The organism is Legionella sp. D16C41 (assembly GCF_048541585.1).
Classification (GTDB): domain Bacteria; phylum Pseudomonadota; class Gammaproteobacteria; order Legionellales; family Legionellaceae; genus Legionella_C.
Window position 1 is genome coordinate 2,145,689 of the sequence record NZ_CP183303.1, and the last position, 15,206, is coordinate 2,160,894.

Genomic DNA, 15,206 nt, shown 5'->3' on the forward strand with positions numbered 1-15,206 from the left:
ATATAAACCCTTAATGATATTAACTTTAAATTAGCTCTGTCATTCCAGCGTAGACGGGAATCTATTTTTAGATAAGCACAGTGCAAATAGTAAGATGGATTTCCGCCTGCGCGGAAATGACAAGATTTTTAAATCGTGCCGGTATTTAGATAGATTCTTAACTGCGCGGAAATGACAAGATTTTTAAATCGTGCCGATATTTAGATAGATTCTTAGCTGCGCGGAAATGACAAGATTTTTAAATCGTGCCGATATTTAGATAGATTCTTAACTGCGTGGAAATGGCAAAATTTTTAAATCGTGCCGATATTTAGATAGATTCTTAGCTGCGCGGAAATGACAAGATTTTTAAATCGTGCCGATATTTGGATAGATTTCTGGCTGCATGTAAATGGCAAGATTTTTAAATACCGGTGAGATTAAAATAATTTTCTGGCTGTTTGAACATGATAGGGTTCTTAAACACTGCTGGTATTAAAATAAATTTCTGCCAACATAAAATGACAGAATTTTTAAGTTGACATCATTAAGTGAACATTTACTAATAACTAGCTTAAAACTAGTGGTAATACATAATTAAGAGGGAAGTAGAGAAATGATTTCTAAATTTTTTATTGAACGGCCAATTTTAGCCAATGTAATTGCCCTTTTAATGATTTTTTTAGGACTCATAGCTATTGGTGTTTTACCTATATCACAATACCCTTCTATTGTTCCGCCAACCATTCAAGTTACAGCAAACTATCCCGGTGCCGATGCGAAAACCTTAATTAATACGGTTGCATTACCTATTGAACAGCAAGTCAATGGGGTTGAAAATATGCTTTATATGCAATCTACCAGTACTAATAGTGGCAATTATAACTTAATTGTTACTTTTTCTGTTGGGACTGATCTTAATTATGCTCAGGTGCTAGTGCAAAATCGCGTTCAAGCAGCAATGGCGCAGCTGCCTGATGCGGTGCAAAAGCAAGGCGTTTTAGTACAACAGAAATCAACCGCAATTTTGCAATTTATAACGCTCACTTCTGAAAATAATGAATATGATGGTTTATTTCTTGATAGCTATGCTGTTATTAATATGCAAGATGAACTAGCCCGCTTGCCTGGAGTTGGTAATGTCTTGATTTTTGGCTCAGGTAGTTATGCTATGCGTGTATGGCTAGACCCGAAAAAGATGCTTGCTTTTTCGCTAAATCCTAGTGATGTATTAGATGCTATTAGTCATCAAAATAAAGAAGTATCCGCAGGTCAACTTGCTTCTCCTCCAACAGTAGGCCAGCCGCCTTATCAGTTTACTGTCAACGTACCAGGTCAACTCGCTGACCCCAAACTATTTGCTGATATTATTGTTAAAACAATAGTGCCTAAGCCGGATGAGAAAGGAAATGCAAGTAGTAGTGCACAAATAGTTCGTATTCGCGATATTGGCCTTGTGGAATTAGGGTCATCTAGTTATAGTCAGGATGCAAAGCTTAATAATAAACCTGCAGCAGCTATAGGTATCTTCCAGTTACAAGGCGCTAACGCGTTGCAAGTTGCTAAAGAAGTAAGAAAAACAGTTGCTAAAATGGCAAAAAAATTTCCTCCAGGCTTAAAGTATTCTATTCCTTTTGATACTACTACTTTCGTACAAGCCTCTATTGACGAAGTATATAAAACACTTCTTGAAGCAGGCGTTTTAGTATTAGTTGTTATTGTCGTGTTTTTACAAAATTTTCGTGCTTCTTTAGTGCCTGCTACAACTGTGCCTGTCACCATCATTGGTACTTTTTTTGGCATTTTAATGTTAGGGTACACCATTAATCTGTTAACTCTTTTTGCCTTAGTATTAGCTATTGGGATTGTTGTAGACGATGCTATCGTTATTGTTGAAGGTGCTACTCAACATATTGAACGCGGCCTTACCCCTAAAGCTGCAGCTATTCAAGCAATGAAAGAATTATTAGGTCCTATCATTGGTATTACTTTAGTCTTAATGGCAGTTTTTATTCCTGCTGGTTTCTTACCGGGTTTAACCGGTTCGATGTATGCCCAATTTGCCTTAGTCATTGCAGCCACTGCATTGCTTAGTGCCATTAATGCCATGACATTAAAACCAACACAGTGCGCAGTATGGTTAAAGCCTATTGATCCCAATAAACCTAAAAATAAATTCTTTCAGCTTTTTGATAGAGGTTTTCATGCTGTTGAAAATCGCTATATAAATTTTGTAAGCCGCTTAGTAAATAAAAGTAAAAGCGTATCTTTCATTGGTTTTATAATAGTTGTCTTAGCAATCTTTGGTCTAACGCGTGTGCCCACTGGATTTATACCCATTGAAGATCAAGGTTATATGGTTTTAAGCGTTCAGTTACCCGATGGTGCTAGCTTATCGCGTACAGAAGCCATATTAGCAAGATTAAGTAAAGAAATTTCTTCTATGAATGCTGTTGCTAATGTCATTGCTATTAGTGGCATCTCTCTTTTAGATAATAATGCAAGTTTAGCAAATTCAGGTGCAATTTATATTGTTTTTAAAGATTGGGGCGTGCGGGGTAAAGGTGAGGATTTACTGTCTTTATTTCTTAAATTTAAAGCATTAGCACAAAAAACCTTAGAGGCTAAAGTGTTAGTAGTAGTACCTCCTCCTATTCAAGGACTTGGCATGTCCGGTGGATTTCAAATGCAAATAGAATTGCAAGATGGCAGTTTTGATTATGCAAAATTACAGAAAGCCACTGACTTATTAGTTAAAATAGCTGCTGAGCAGCCGGCTGTACAACAATTGGTAACGACATTCAGAGCAAGTGCTCCTCAACTTGCAGCACCTATTAATCGCACTAAAGCAGAAAGCCTAGGCGTTACAGTAGGTAATGCCTTTAATACTTTACAAACTTATTTAGGCTCCTCCTACGTCAATCTTTTTACAAAGTTTGGGCAGGTTTTTCCAGTCTTTGTGCAAGCTGATGCTAATTCGCGTCGTGATATACACGATTTACAGAATTTCTATGTAAAGAATTCAGCTGGTGCTATGGTTCCCTTTGGGACATTAGTTGATCTTACTCATGCTGTTGGACCAAGTCTTGTTCCACTTTATAATCTCTACCCTTCTGCAACTATTAATGGGATGGCTAATAGAGGCTACAGTTCAGGGCAAGCCATTTTGTTAATGGAACAATTAGCCAAGCAATATTTACCACCAGGAACTTCTTATGAATGGACTAGTACTTCATACCAACAGAAGCTAGCTGGGAATATGAGCTATTATATTTTTGCTATGTCACTTATTCTCGTTTATTTAATTTTGGCAGGGCAATATGAGAACTGGCTATTACCTGCTGTCATTTTATTTAGTGTTCCACTTACTTTAGTTGGAACAGTCACCGTCTTACTACTGTTAGGTTTAGACAATAATATGTATACCCAGATTGGTTTGTTGTTACTTATTGCTTTAGCAAGTAAAAACGCTATCTTGTTAGTAGAAGTAGCCCATGAACAACATACGCTACATGACAAGTCCGTTACAGAGGCAGCAGTCATTGCCGCAAAAACACGCTTTAGGCCAATCTTGATGACTTCTTTTGCTTTTATCCTTGGTGTTTTACCTTTAGTGTTTGCAACGGGAGCTGGTGCCTACGCTCGCAAAACAATTGGCGTTACGGTTTGTAGTGGAATGTTAGCTTCAACCTGCTTAGCAATTATCTTTGTACCTGTTTTTTATGTCTTAATGCAGACTTGGCAAGATGAACGATTAGCAAGGAAAAGAGAGCTTAGTATTGCTTAAAATTAATTAGAACTCTATTTATAAAGAATGGTTAAAAACACTTTAACTATAATCCTTAATAATAAGGGGTAAATCTGCTAATATGTTTAGCATGGCAAAGCGCAACAAAGATTTAGTTATTATGAAACCTTGGCTTAGTAATATTATGTGGTTTTATCAAATTACTTTGCATTATGATAAGAGTTGGTTTCAATTACGTTTTGAAAAAGCAACCACCTATTATACGCTTTGTCTGGAAAAGGATTTATTAAATGATTGGACTATCGTTATTTCTTCTGGAAGACGTTTAGCAAAAAGTGGCCAGAAAAGACTAATAGCGTTTACTTCTTACAGCAATGCATATGAACAATTATGTAACTATATCCATAACCATGTGCAGCAACGTTATAAGCTTACTTCGTTTGCTACTAATAATTTATTATTACTTAGCTTAATTAATTTTTTAGATCATTATACTTACACTAGCGAAAATCAAGCCGCTATTAAAATAGGTAAGCATTCATCTAAACTTAAAAGTTCAATTTCTAAACCCAGAAAAAAAAGAAGCTTAACTGAAGATTGCTTCCATCAGCTAAGCTTATTTTAACTACTTGCCTTATGAATACAGGTTAAACAAACTAATCGCGTCTAACTACATTAGCAAAATACCCTAGCTTAATAATAATCATAAGTTACTGAAGTAACATCAACTGGCTCAGTGTTAACTACAGTCATTGTATTATAAGCAGGAGTATAAATAGGCGTAGTTACAACAGAAGAGCAACATGGGCTTGCTACAACAGGTCTGACCACTTTAGTGCAGCAAGAATGATGAACACGTCTAACAACAGGTTTTACAACGACCTGTTTACAACAAGGCTTATTAATAACTACAGTATTTCCGCAACAACCTGCGGTGCTAGGATAAATAGTAGTGTAATCACTAACACCGGTAGTAACAAATCCGCAAGCCGTTAAACTACCGATAAATGGTAATAACATAAGTCCTTTTATGTTTCTTTTCATGTGTTTCCCCTTCTTTCCTTATCTAAACTAAGTGTATAATAGAGGATCAGATTATTCCAATTTTGATCACTAAGTAATTGTTAAATAATAATTAATTAGTTTAAATAATTAGCTAAAAAGTTAGATTTAATGAAATTTATACTGTGGAAAAGATAGTTTTAAGAGCAAATTAAGAATGAATTGAATTAAATATTGGTAAGATAAAAGCAGGCAATCGTTCTAGTTATAATGACGTAGCCGTTATTGCCTCTAATGAAAATTCAATTAATTGCTTTTCAGCAAACTCAAGGGAAGAAGTAAATTGCTTGGTAATACGATTTGCGATAACAACATTAATAGAGCAACAACGATGGTCTAAAAGTTTAGATAAACCGTATAATGCAGCTGTTTCCATCTCAAGATTAGTTAAAGATATATTATTAAACTGAAAATTTGCTAAGTATTCGGCAAAATTAAATGGCATTTCACCAAGACGTAATGGCCGACCTTGGGGTGTATAAAATCCATGACAAGTTACCGTAATGCCTTCTATACACTGAGGGTGCGTTAAAAAAGATTCTACTATTTCTCGATCACCAGCGTAAGCTAATAAAGGTGTTTCAGGTAATCTCCCTTTCATATAAGCACTAAATTTTTGTGTAAGTTCCGCTTCCTCAGTATTTTGCTTAGGATTGTAATAGAGCAAAATACCTGTTAAATCGATAGCGTGACTCGCAACAATAAAACTATTTAAAGGTATAGTTGATTGTAACGCCCCTGTTGTACCAAGCCGAATAATATTTAAAGAGCGAAGTTTGTTATTGATAGTTCTGGTTTTAAAATCAATATTTATCAAGGCATCTAATTCGTTTAAAACAATATCGATATTTTGGGTACCCATACCGGTAGAAAGAACAGTGAGGCGTTTTTTATTAAAATATCCAGTTTGTGTGACAAATTCTCTATGCTCATGCTTAAAATCGATACTATCAAAATACTGTGCGACCTTCTGTACTCGTCTTGGATCACCGACTGTCAAAATAGTATCAGCAATGTCGTCTGCACCAATATCAAGGTGATAAATCTTGTTTCCAGAGAGAATAAGTTCGGTATCAGCTAATTTCTTCATAAATACCTCACCTGCTATTAAGTAGTTTAAATTAGCAAGGCTAGACAAAAAGCCGCTTTCTACACTGCTGTTATCGGTTATTTTTAAGAAGACTTAACTGGTTTGCTTGAGATTTCTTTAAAAATTCGCTTGTTCATGAATAAACGTGGTAGGTAACACTATACTTATCTATTGTTATGGAGATATTACTAATTTAATTATTAAGATTGTCAAAGGATGAAGCATGTTAAGTTTAGTAAGGAAGATGCAATTTCTTTTCTTATTTTTTACTATTTTATTATTTTGCTTCGCAAAAGCACTTGAGGCCCAAATTGGCTTATGGCATATCACAGATATAGTTTTAGTTATTTTAATTGTCACTAGTATTTTAGTAATAGGTGAAAAAGAGCATCGCTTATTTATGTGGCTTACTATCATAGGCATATTGCAATTAATAGAAACTTTTATTAGTCATTTGCTTCCTTATACATTTTTTGAATCAATTAGATCGTTCCTTGCCGTTATTTTTTTTGGCTTAATGACAATCGCTTGTTTGCAATTAACCTTGAGAAATAAAGTAATTAATATGGCTACTTTATTTGGTTCACTTTCTGCTTATCTTTTTATTGGTTTATCTTTTGCTTATCTCTATTTAATGATCTATACCCTAGATCCATATTCTTTATCAGGTTTAGGTCTAAACTCACAAAGTCAAGCCATTTACTATTCCTTCATTACTTTAACCACTGTAGGCTTTGGAGATATAGTAGCAACAAAACCAATAGTACAATGTTTAACTTGGATGGAAGCCTTTTTTGGTCAAGCCTATCTTGCTATTTTTATCTCACAACTGGTTAGTCGTTATGTCGCGGATAGGATTAATCTAAATGCGAATACCAAACAAGAAGAAACATAACTAATTTTTATTTAATAAAAAAGTTGATAATTGCTGATACGTAATAACTCTAGGGTAAAGGTCTCATTAATTTTAATAATTTAATGTCTTGTATTACGTAGAAAACGAGCCAATGTTAAATTGGCGCGAGCAACTGCATTATCCATAGCTTGCTTTGGCGTTTTAATACCGGCAAAAATTGCCTCTATGGCCTCGTCATTAATAATTCGAATCTGATTTTGTGGGATACCTGCTAAATTCAGCGAATCCTGATTATTATTTGCTAATTCTTGCTGCGCTAAAAATAGAATGGGTTGAGTATTTTCTTTTGCAATGAATGCATAATTTCCCTTAATACCAAGAGGAATGTAACCTGTATTTTGATACCATTGTTGTTGAATTTTTGGTTTTAATAAATAAGTATAAAATTCTGCAATACCTTGGTAAACTTTCTGTGATTGACCGGCAACAGCCCATAATGCAGCTCCGCCATTAACACTGTTATATCTAACTTTACTTACCATGTCATCAAGAGGAAGCGTTGCAACACCTACATGAAAGTTAACAAGTTTTACTATACTGGCATAACTTCCAGAGGATTGACTATACATCACGCATTTGCCACTAGTGAAAAGAGAGGTTGCATCACTGGCTCGGCCGCCATAAGTAAAATAATGATTTTCTTGCCATCGCTTTAAACGCTCTAAATGATGAATAATAGCTTGATTATTGTAAACTGCCTTATACGCTAAACTATCAATTAAAGGTAGATTATGCATTGCAGAAAAAGCTTCAATTAATATCCAGCCAGGATAAGCAGACGTATAAGTACACTGATAACCTTTTGCTTTTAATTGAGCGGCTACCTTCTCTAACTCATTCCAAGTTGTGGGAAAGTTTTTCTCACTTACACCCACTGTAGCTAACGCGTCTGCATTATACATTATGATAGGAATAGAGGTATTAAAAGGTAAGGCTTGGAGTTTGCCATTTTGACTATAGAAAGAAAGCAAAGCTGGTAGAAAATCTTTAGTGATTAATGGTTGTCTTTGTTCTAGCATTAATTCGTGCAGGGGCTTAATAATTCCTGCAGGAGCTAGCATAATACCTGTTCCTACTTCAAAAACTTGAATTAGAGCTGGAGGTTGCTTTGCTTTAAAGGCAGCTGCAAAACTTGTAATAGCATCGGTATATTCACCTTTATAAACAGGTTTAATTAAATATTCATTTTGAGTGTGATTAAACTCATCAACTAATTGCTGTAATGCAACCGCTAAATGGCCTGCTAATGAATGCCATAAAACAATATCTACTCTAGCAGCCCAAGATTTATTTAAAAGAAACAGCACTAAACATAAAATAAACTTTCTCATAATAATAAATCTGGATAATCACTAAAAACGGCGTCTACACCCCAATGCAAAAGCTCTTTGGCTCTTTCTTTACCATTAACGGTATACACATACAATTGGTAGCTATTTTCTTTAATGGTTTGGACTCGCTCCTTAGTTAGAGAAAGCTCATTAATATGAATAGAAAAGCAGTTTAAAGCTTGTGCCTTATCCAACCATTGGTCATCCCATGCATCTAAAAGTAGTCCTAAGGGGATATGAGGTGCTTTGTTGCAACAAATTGTTAATACACTGAAATCAAAACTAGAGACTAATGGTAGCGATTTATTTTGCGGCCAAAAACGTTTTAAATAATCTAAAATAACCGTAGCTGTTTGCTCGCTTGTACCCGGATAAGGTTTGATTTCAATATTTGCATGAACGTCATTTTCATACAGCCAAATTAAAACATCTCTAAAATGTGGGATCCCTTCATGATGAAACTGTTTAGAAAACCAAAGGCCTGCATCAAGTGATTTTAAGTAAGCCGCAGTCACTAAACCTACCCCTCCTTGACCATTAGTAGTACGCTCTAAAACTTCATCATGGATGATAAATGGCTCATTATCACTACTTAACATCACATCAAATTCAATAAAATGACAGCCAAGTGCTAAGGCTTTATTAAAAGCAGCAAATGTATTTTCTGGCGCGTATGCAGACGCACCACGATGGCCTATTACGGTATAACTTTTTGCCAATTTATTTACTCCATACTACGATTTGAAGCGACCTCTACTATAGCGCTCATAATAATTTCATTGCTTACTGCTATGGTAGGTGCGGCGGCTGACCCAAGCGCCATGGTATTTATCATTTGCTTTGCCTGATAGGCCCTAGGTTGTTGAGGGGTAGGATTGGGATTATCACCGTCTAGAATATACAAATCGCTTACTGAATAATGTTGCGTTTTATAGGTATTATTTAAGCGTGTTAATTCAGCATTAACAAGCTTATAAAGTCGTTGTCTAACTTGTGCTTTTACTTGTTGTATCTCTTCTATGCTAGGCTTAAAATCAATCGCACTAATGGTATAAGTACTTCCTGGTTGACTAACTGATTTAGCATTTTGATAAACGTTTGTTAAAGCTGCCTGCGGAATACGTACTTGTGCTTCAACAAATAATTTCTCTAAACCTGAGCTATCTTGAGAACGATCAAATTGTGTAATATGCCAATCGCCAGAAGCAACTTTATTTAGATTAGTCATAATATCAGCTCGAGCCTTTACTAAATCAGCATTAGTTAAGGTTGCATTAATATTTATTGTTAATAAAGCGGTTTGCGTAGTGACCCATTGCCTAGCGGAAACTTGAAAGGCAACTTTGTCTAAAGCTGAATCAGCTTGACAGATATCAGAAAAAGTTAAAGAAGGTAATAAAAATAACACAGCTATTTTAATTAGGTTTTTCATCTGGATCTCCAAGAAATTTAAGCTATGCTTATTTGTAACTATTACACGGTATGAACGCTAACGCTTATTTTAGTTTAATGCTAACATAGACATAAACAATTGTCGTCTTATGTCTTATACTCTAATTAATTAAAGTTACTTATTAGTTAAGTTAATTTTTAAGATAAGCTTGTTAATTAAAGTCATTGCTTTAACAAGTAAATCGATTTATAAATTGGGCAGATAATTCACTGGAGCCATACTAATGATGTCAATAGAAACATTGGTAAAAAATGATATTAGTCCACTTAATCAGGATGATTTTTTAGATTATGCTTTAGCGCATGGTTTCGGTGATTTACACTTTAAAGTAGACCCTGTAACCGGCATGAAAGCTATTATTGCAATCCATAATACGAAACTTGGGCCTGCACTGGGTGGCTGCCGTTTTATTGAATATACAGACACCTTAGATGCCATTAAGGATGCTATGCGCTTAGCACGCGGTATGAGCTTTAAAGCGGCATCCGTTGATCTTCCTTTAGGAGGTGGTAAATCTGTTATTATTAAACCACCAACTTCTTTTGACCGCAACGCTTACTTTCATGCCTTTGGCAAATTTATAAACGAATTAGGTGGGCGCTATATTACCGCACTAGATAGTGGTACCCAACTAAGTGATATGGATATCATTGCTGAGCATACACCTTACGTTGCTAGCTTATCTCAACACAATGGTGATCCTTCTCCTTTTACAGCTAGGGGGGTTTTTAGAGGAATTGAAACCGCTGTAGCTTTTAAATTAGGTAAAGATAATTTACGAGGTTTACATGTAGCTATTCAAGGCTTAGGTCATGTTGGTTATTTAGTAGCAAAATATTTACATGAAGCGGGCGCTAAACTCACCGTTACGGATATTAATCCAGACAATGTAAATCGTGCTGTTAGCGAATTTGGCGCTTCTGCTGTTCCTACTGAACTTATTCATAAAATTCCTTGCGATGTTTTTTCGCCTTGCGCTTTAGGTGCTGTCATTAATGATATTAGTATTCAGCAGTTTCAAACCTCAATTATAGCTGGTGCAGCTAACAATCAATTAGCTCACAGCCATCATGGTAGATTGCTACATGCGAAAAACATATGCTATGCACCTGATTATGTTATTAATGCCGGGGGATTAATTTTAGCAGCGAGTAAGTATCTACATATCCATGAAAATGACGTTGATCAATATATTGAACGCATTCCTAATTCTTTAGCTGAAATATTTAAACGTTCTGCATCTGAAGATAGAGCAACTAGTGAGATTGCTGATATGATGGCGCAAGAAAAATTGGCCTAGTATTGCTAAAATAGATAAGTAGTTTTAATCTAAAGTGAAAAAATCTCAATAATACAACTATTTAATTACTTTAAAGGTAAACTAGCGCTTTTGCAAAAGTCTATTGCAGTGCAAAGCGTCTAGTTTTAGGTTGAAGATAACCATAAAGGTAGCTTATAACGATGAAGCATTTAAACCTTACACCCCCATTATATGATTACATGCTAGATATCTCTTTGCGCGAGCATCCAGTTTTAAAATCTCTGCGGGAATATACTTCAACAATGACTCTAGCGAATATGCAAGTTGCGCCTGAACAAGCGCAGTTTATGCAATTTCTATTAAAATTAATTTCTGCTCGTAAAGTTTTAGAATTAGGAACTTTTACAGGCTATAGCGCCTTAGCTATGGCTTTAGCTTTGCCTGAAGATGGTGAGCTTATAACCTGTGATATTAATACTGAATGGACAAGTCGAGTTCATGAATTTTGGCGTGAAGCAAATCAAGATAAAAAGATTAAGCTTCGTTTAGCACCAGCGTTACAAACTTTAAACGAACTGCTTCAGGAAGGATACAAAGAGTCATTTGATTTTATCTTTATCGATGCTGATAAAACGAATTATATAAACTATTATGAATTCGCCTTACAATTAATAAATCCTCGCGGTTTAATAGCCATTGATAATGTGCTTTGGGACGGTAAAGTAATTGATCCTACTGAAACAGGCGGTCAAACAAAAGAAATTAAACGATTAAATGAATTATTAAAACATGACAAGCGAGTTGATGTAAGCTTATTAGCTATTGCTGATGGCCTATTTTTAATTCGTCCTATTTGAAAGTTGGTTATTACAAGGAGCTACTATGACTAATGCTGAAAACCCTTGCGGACTCGATGGCTTTGCTTTTCTTGAATTTTCCGCTCCAAACGCCTCATCTCTACATCAGCAGTTTACCCAGATGGGTTTTCATGTTGCAGCTAAGCATAAATATCAAGATATTACTCTCTATGAACAGGGAAATATTAAATTTATCGTTAATAATGCTGCCGATAGTCAAGCTAAAGAGCATGCCGCAAATCATGGTGCAGGCGCGTGTGCAATGGGCTTTCAAGTTAAAGATGTTAATAAAGCTTATGAATATGTCATTGCGCATGGTGCAACCCCCTTTCAAGACTGCCAACATGCTGATCATGGTCTTTTAGCTATTCAAGCTATTGGTGGAAGCGTTATTTATTTTGTTGATGATACTCATCAACCTTTTACGCAACAATGGGACTTTCTCTCAATAGAAAACAAAGTTAGTGAAGACTGTGGCTTAACGGCTATTGATCATTTAACCCATAATGTCTTTCGCGGTAATATGGATAAATGGGCTAATTTTTATGAATCCATTTTCAATTTTAAAGAAATTCGCTTCTTTAATATTGAAGGACAAATGACTGGCTTAATTAGTCGTGCTTTAGCAAGTCCGTGCGGAAAAATTAAAATTCCTTTAAACGAATCTAAAGATGATAAATCACAAATAGAAGAATTTTTACATGATTATCGCGGTGAAGGTATTCAACATATCGCTTTAAATACCGATAACATTTATCGTAGTGTTAACTCATTAAGACAAAAAGGCGTGCCTTTCCTTGATGTACCTGACACCTATTATGAAATGATTGGAGCACGTATTCCTTGGCATCAAGAACCTGTAGCACAATTACAACAAGAACAAATTTTAATTGATGGTGAAATTGATCCTAAACAAGGCCTGCTATTACAAATTTTTACTGAGAATGTATTTGGCCCCGTATTCTTTGAAATTATTCAAAGACAAGGTAATCAAGGCTTTGGAGAAGGTAATTTTAAGGCCCTGTTTGAAGCTATAGAACGTGATCAAATAAAACGAGGCACATTACAACCTGCTCAATGATTTTATAAGGTTTCCAAATGAAATTAGCTACTCTAAAATCCATGCATAGCCGTGATGGTGAACTATGCCTTGTTAATAAGACATTAACTAATGCAGTTCACGTTAAGCACATTGCACCCACTTTACAATTTGCACTTGAAAACTGGGCATCTGTTAGCGCACCACTTGAAGAAATTTATCAAGCCCTTAATGGCGGCGATGTGGCTAATATCTTTCCTTATAAAGCCCAGCAATGGGCTTCTCCCCTACCTAGAGCTTATCAATGGGCTGATGGTAGTGCTTATGTTAATCATGTTGAACTGGTTCGTAAAGCGCGAGGGGCTGAAATGCCTGCTAATTTCTGGACTGATCCTCTGCTTTACCAAGGTGGTTCAGATAGCTTTTTAGCGCCTACCGAAGATATTCTAATGGCCAATGAGGACTATGGAATTGATTTTGAAGCTGAATTAGCCATAATTACGGATGATGTTCCTATGGGAGTTAGTCGCGAGGCTGCTGCCAACCATATTAAACTAATCATGTTAGTTAATGATGTTTCACTCCGTAATTTAATTCCTAATGAATTAAGTAAGGGATTTGGCTTTTTTCAATCTAAACCTTCTAGTAGTTTCTCGCCTATAGCCTTAACGCCTGAAGAGTTAGGTAATGCTTGGCGAGATAACCGCGTTCATTTGCCTTTATTAAGCTTTTTAAATGGTGAGCTATTTGGTCAACCTAATGCCGGTATCGACATGACCTTCTCTTTTGCTGATTTAATTGCTCATGCCGCTAAAACCAGAAAATTAACTGCTGGCACTATTATTGGTTCAGGGACAGTTTCCAATGTTGATCGAAGCCGCGGCTCCTCTTGCATTGCTGAGAAGAGAATGCTGGAAATACTAGAATATGGTCAAGCCAAAACGCCTTTTATGCGCTTTGGTGATAATATACGTATTGAGATGCTAGATGCCGAAGGACAATCTATATTCGGTGTTATAGAACAAACGCTAACTAAATATCAAGGTCTATAACGTGAAACTTTATGATTATTATCGCTCCAGCGCAAGTTATAGAGTGCGTATCGCATTAAATCTAAAAAATATTAGCTATGAAACATTCTCAGTTCATTTAGTTAATAATGGCGGAGAGCAGCATGCTCCCAATTACACAAAACTAAACCCGCAAGGACTAGTACCTACTTTAGATGAAAATGGTCATATCCTTAATCAATCTCTAGCAATTATCGAATACCTAGAGGAGATTAACCCTACCCCCCCTTTACTGCCTCAAACACCTTTAGGCCGTGCTCAGGTTCGCAGTCTAGCTCTAATTATTGCTTGTGATATACATCCATTAAATAATTTAAGAGTACTTAACCGCTTACGCCATCAATTTAACGCCGAAGAAGAAAATGTGAAAAGCTGGTATTATCATTGGCTCAAAGAAGGTTTTGACGCTTTCGAGCGCCGCCTGCAAAATATGCCCCATAAGGGCCAAGTATGTTACGGTAGCGAGGTAACACTCGCTGATATTTGTTTAATACCGCAAGTTTATAATGCCAAACGATTTGGCTTTCCGCTAACAGAATACCCATTAATCAATGAGATTAATACTTATTGCTTAACACTACCAGCTTTTAAAAATGCAGCTCCAATAGACTGACCGCCAAACGCGTGATAAGCATGAATTAATAAAATAATACCAATTATACCTGCAATCACTGCCATAACGTAATACATATTATCTTTATAGACTTTTTTACTTAAGGCAGTCATATGCTCAGGAATAGCAAGCCAGAGTACGGCTTTAATAACAACTAACCAAGCTACTATTGTTGCAATTAACTCAAATCTCCATGCCCAGATATTATGCACAACAATCATAATAAGGCCAAAAATTAAGCTAAACATGGCACTTACAAATATTAAGTCCTTATCAATTGAAACTTCGCGTACAATTTTACGATAGTAATCAGCACGAGCTATCATGACTATCGCCATTATTAACAGATATAATCCTAAAACTTGCTCAATAATATAGCTTTGTAAGGGGCTAGTAATCATTGTTTTCTCCTAAAACAGGCTTCATGTTCAAGTTTAGCATATGTATTTAAAGAAAATTTTGCTAAACAATATACCAATAAGATTAGTTTAAATTAAAAGTGAACTAATAAAGCTTATAATTTAGGCTAAACCTTGTTTGCGCAAGACAAAAAATGAAAAATATCCTTAACTTTCAATAGACATCCGGCGACTTGTTTTTACTCTACCAATTAAACTGCAAAAGCTTCTATGGATATACCGAAATTTACCTTAATTAAAAATTCAATCACTAAGGTTAAATAACTTGCTCTTTGTAAAATAAAACATTACCATTTTTTAAAGTCTTAATATTTACTTAATGTTTTTGTATTAAAATCTATCGCATAGTTTATATTTTTTACAAAATG

14 protein-coding genes are annotated in these 15,206 nt (G+C 35.5%); 8 read left to right on the forward strand and 6 right to left on the reverse strand.

The genetic code is table 11. From position 1 onward, the window contains the following. The first annotated feature begins 595 nt into the window (after positions 1 to 595). Entirely contained in the window at positions 596 to 3,766 is a 3,171-nt protein-coding gene (locus tag ACNVED_RS09365; RefSeq protein ID WP_419418758.1) for an efflux RND transporter permease subunit, read from the forward strand. 121 nt (positions 3,767 to 3,887) lie between these two features. Then, a complete protein-coding gene (locus ACNVED_RS09370) occupies positions 3,888 to 4,352 on the forward strand; it encodes a hypothetical protein (RefSeq protein ID WP_419418759.1) in 465 nt (154 codons plus the stop codon). A 68-nt stretch (positions 4,353 to 4,420) separates the two neighbouring features. On the opposite strand, the gene ACNVED_RS09375 is transcribed toward ACNVED_RS09370, so the two are convergent. Continuing rightward, a complete protein-coding gene (locus ACNVED_RS09375) occupies positions 4,421 to 4,771 on the reverse strand; it encodes a hypothetical protein (protein ID WP_419418760.1) in 351 nt (116 codons plus the stop codon). 223 nt (positions 4,772 to 4,994) lie between these two features. After that, positions 4,995 to 5,879 carry a nucleoside phosphorylase gene (locus ACNVED_RS09380; protein ID WP_419418761.1) on the reverse strand — a complete coding sequence of 295 codons (885 nt, stop codon included), beginning with the start codon at positions 5,877 to 5,879 and terminating at the stop codon, positions 4,995 to 4,997. 223 nt (positions 5,880 to 6,102) lie between these two features. Here ACNVED_RS09380 and ACNVED_RS09385 point away from each other — a divergent pair, with 223 nt between their 5' ends. After that, positions 6,103 to 6,774, forward strand: coding sequence for a potassium channel family protein (locus tag ACNVED_RS09385; protein WP_419418762.1), 672 nt, complete (start codon positions 6,103 to 6,105; stop codon positions 6,772 to 6,774). Positions 6,775 to 6,854: 80 nt separating this feature from the next. Here the strand turns inward: ACNVED_RS09385 and ACNVED_RS09390 are convergent, their stop codons facing one another. From ACNVED_RS09390 to ACNVED_RS09400, 3 genes are read right to left on the reverse strand one after another with little or no spacing between them, the layout of a single operon-like run. Further along, positions 6,855 to 8,126, reverse strand: coding sequence for an extracellular solute-binding protein (locus tag ACNVED_RS09390; protein WP_419418763.1), 1,272 nt, complete (start codon positions 8,124 to 8,126; stop codon positions 6,855 to 6,857). Next, a complete protein-coding gene (gene ugpQ / locus ACNVED_RS09395) occupies positions 8,123 to 8,845 on the reverse strand; it encodes a glycerophosphodiester phosphodiesterase (protein WP_419418764.1) in 723 nt (240 codons plus the stop codon). The genes ACNVED_RS09390 and ugpQ overlap by 4 nt, the downstream gene beginning before the upstream one ends. Positions 8,846 to 8,850: 5 nt before the next feature. Further along, the gene (locus ACNVED_RS09400) at positions 8,851 to 9,558 is read right to left on the reverse strand and encodes a hypothetical protein (protein ID WP_419418765.1); all 708 of its coding nucleotides are present in this window, start codon (positions 9,556 to 9,558) and stop codon (positions 8,851 to 8,853) included. 244 nt (positions 9,559 to 9,802) lie between these two features. Between ACNVED_RS09400 and ACNVED_RS09405 the strand changes: the two genes are divergently transcribed. The 5 genes from ACNVED_RS09405 (at position 9,803) to maiA (ending at position 14,419) form a co-directional block, all read left to right on the forward strand. Beyond that, positions 9,803 to 10,879, forward strand: a complete 1,077-nt coding sequence (locus ACNVED_RS09405; RefSeq protein ID WP_419418766.1) for a Leu/Phe/Val dehydrogenase — start codon at positions 9,803 to 9,805, stop codon at positions 10,877 to 10,879. A 161-nt stretch (positions 10,880 to 11,040) separates the two neighbouring features. After that, entirely contained in the window at positions 11,041 to 11,697 is a 657-nt protein-coding gene (locus tag ACNVED_RS09410; protein ID WP_419418767.1) for a class I SAM-dependent methyltransferase, read from the forward strand. A gap of 25 nt (positions 11,698 to 11,722) precedes the next feature. Next, positions 11,723 to 12,778, forward strand: coding sequence for a 4-hydroxyphenylpyruvate dioxygenase (hppD, locus tag ACNVED_RS09415; protein WP_419418768.1), 1,056 nt, complete (start codon positions 11,723 to 11,725; stop codon positions 12,776 to 12,778). Positions 12,779 to 12,795: 17 nt separating this feature from the next. Next, entirely contained in the window at positions 12,796 to 13,788 is a 993-nt protein-coding gene (locus ACNVED_RS09420) for a fumarylacetoacetate hydrolase family protein (protein ID WP_419418769.1), read from the forward strand. A gap of 1 nt (position 13,789) precedes the next feature. Further along, on the forward strand, positions 13,790 to 14,419 hold the full coding sequence (gene maiA / locus ACNVED_RS09425; RefSeq protein ID WP_419418770.1) for a maleylacetoacetate isomerase: 630 nt from the start codon (positions 13,790 to 13,792) through the stop codon (positions 14,417 to 14,419). On the opposite strand, the gene ACNVED_RS09430 is transcribed toward maiA, so the two are convergent. After that, on the reverse strand, positions 14,371 to 14,820 hold the full coding sequence (locus tag ACNVED_RS09430; RefSeq protein ID WP_419418771.1) for a hypothetical protein: 450 nt from the start codon (positions 14,818 to 14,820) through the stop codon (positions 14,371 to 14,373). The genes maiA and ACNVED_RS09430 overlap by 49 nt on opposite strands. Positions 14,821 to 15,206 lie beyond the last annotated feature (386 nt).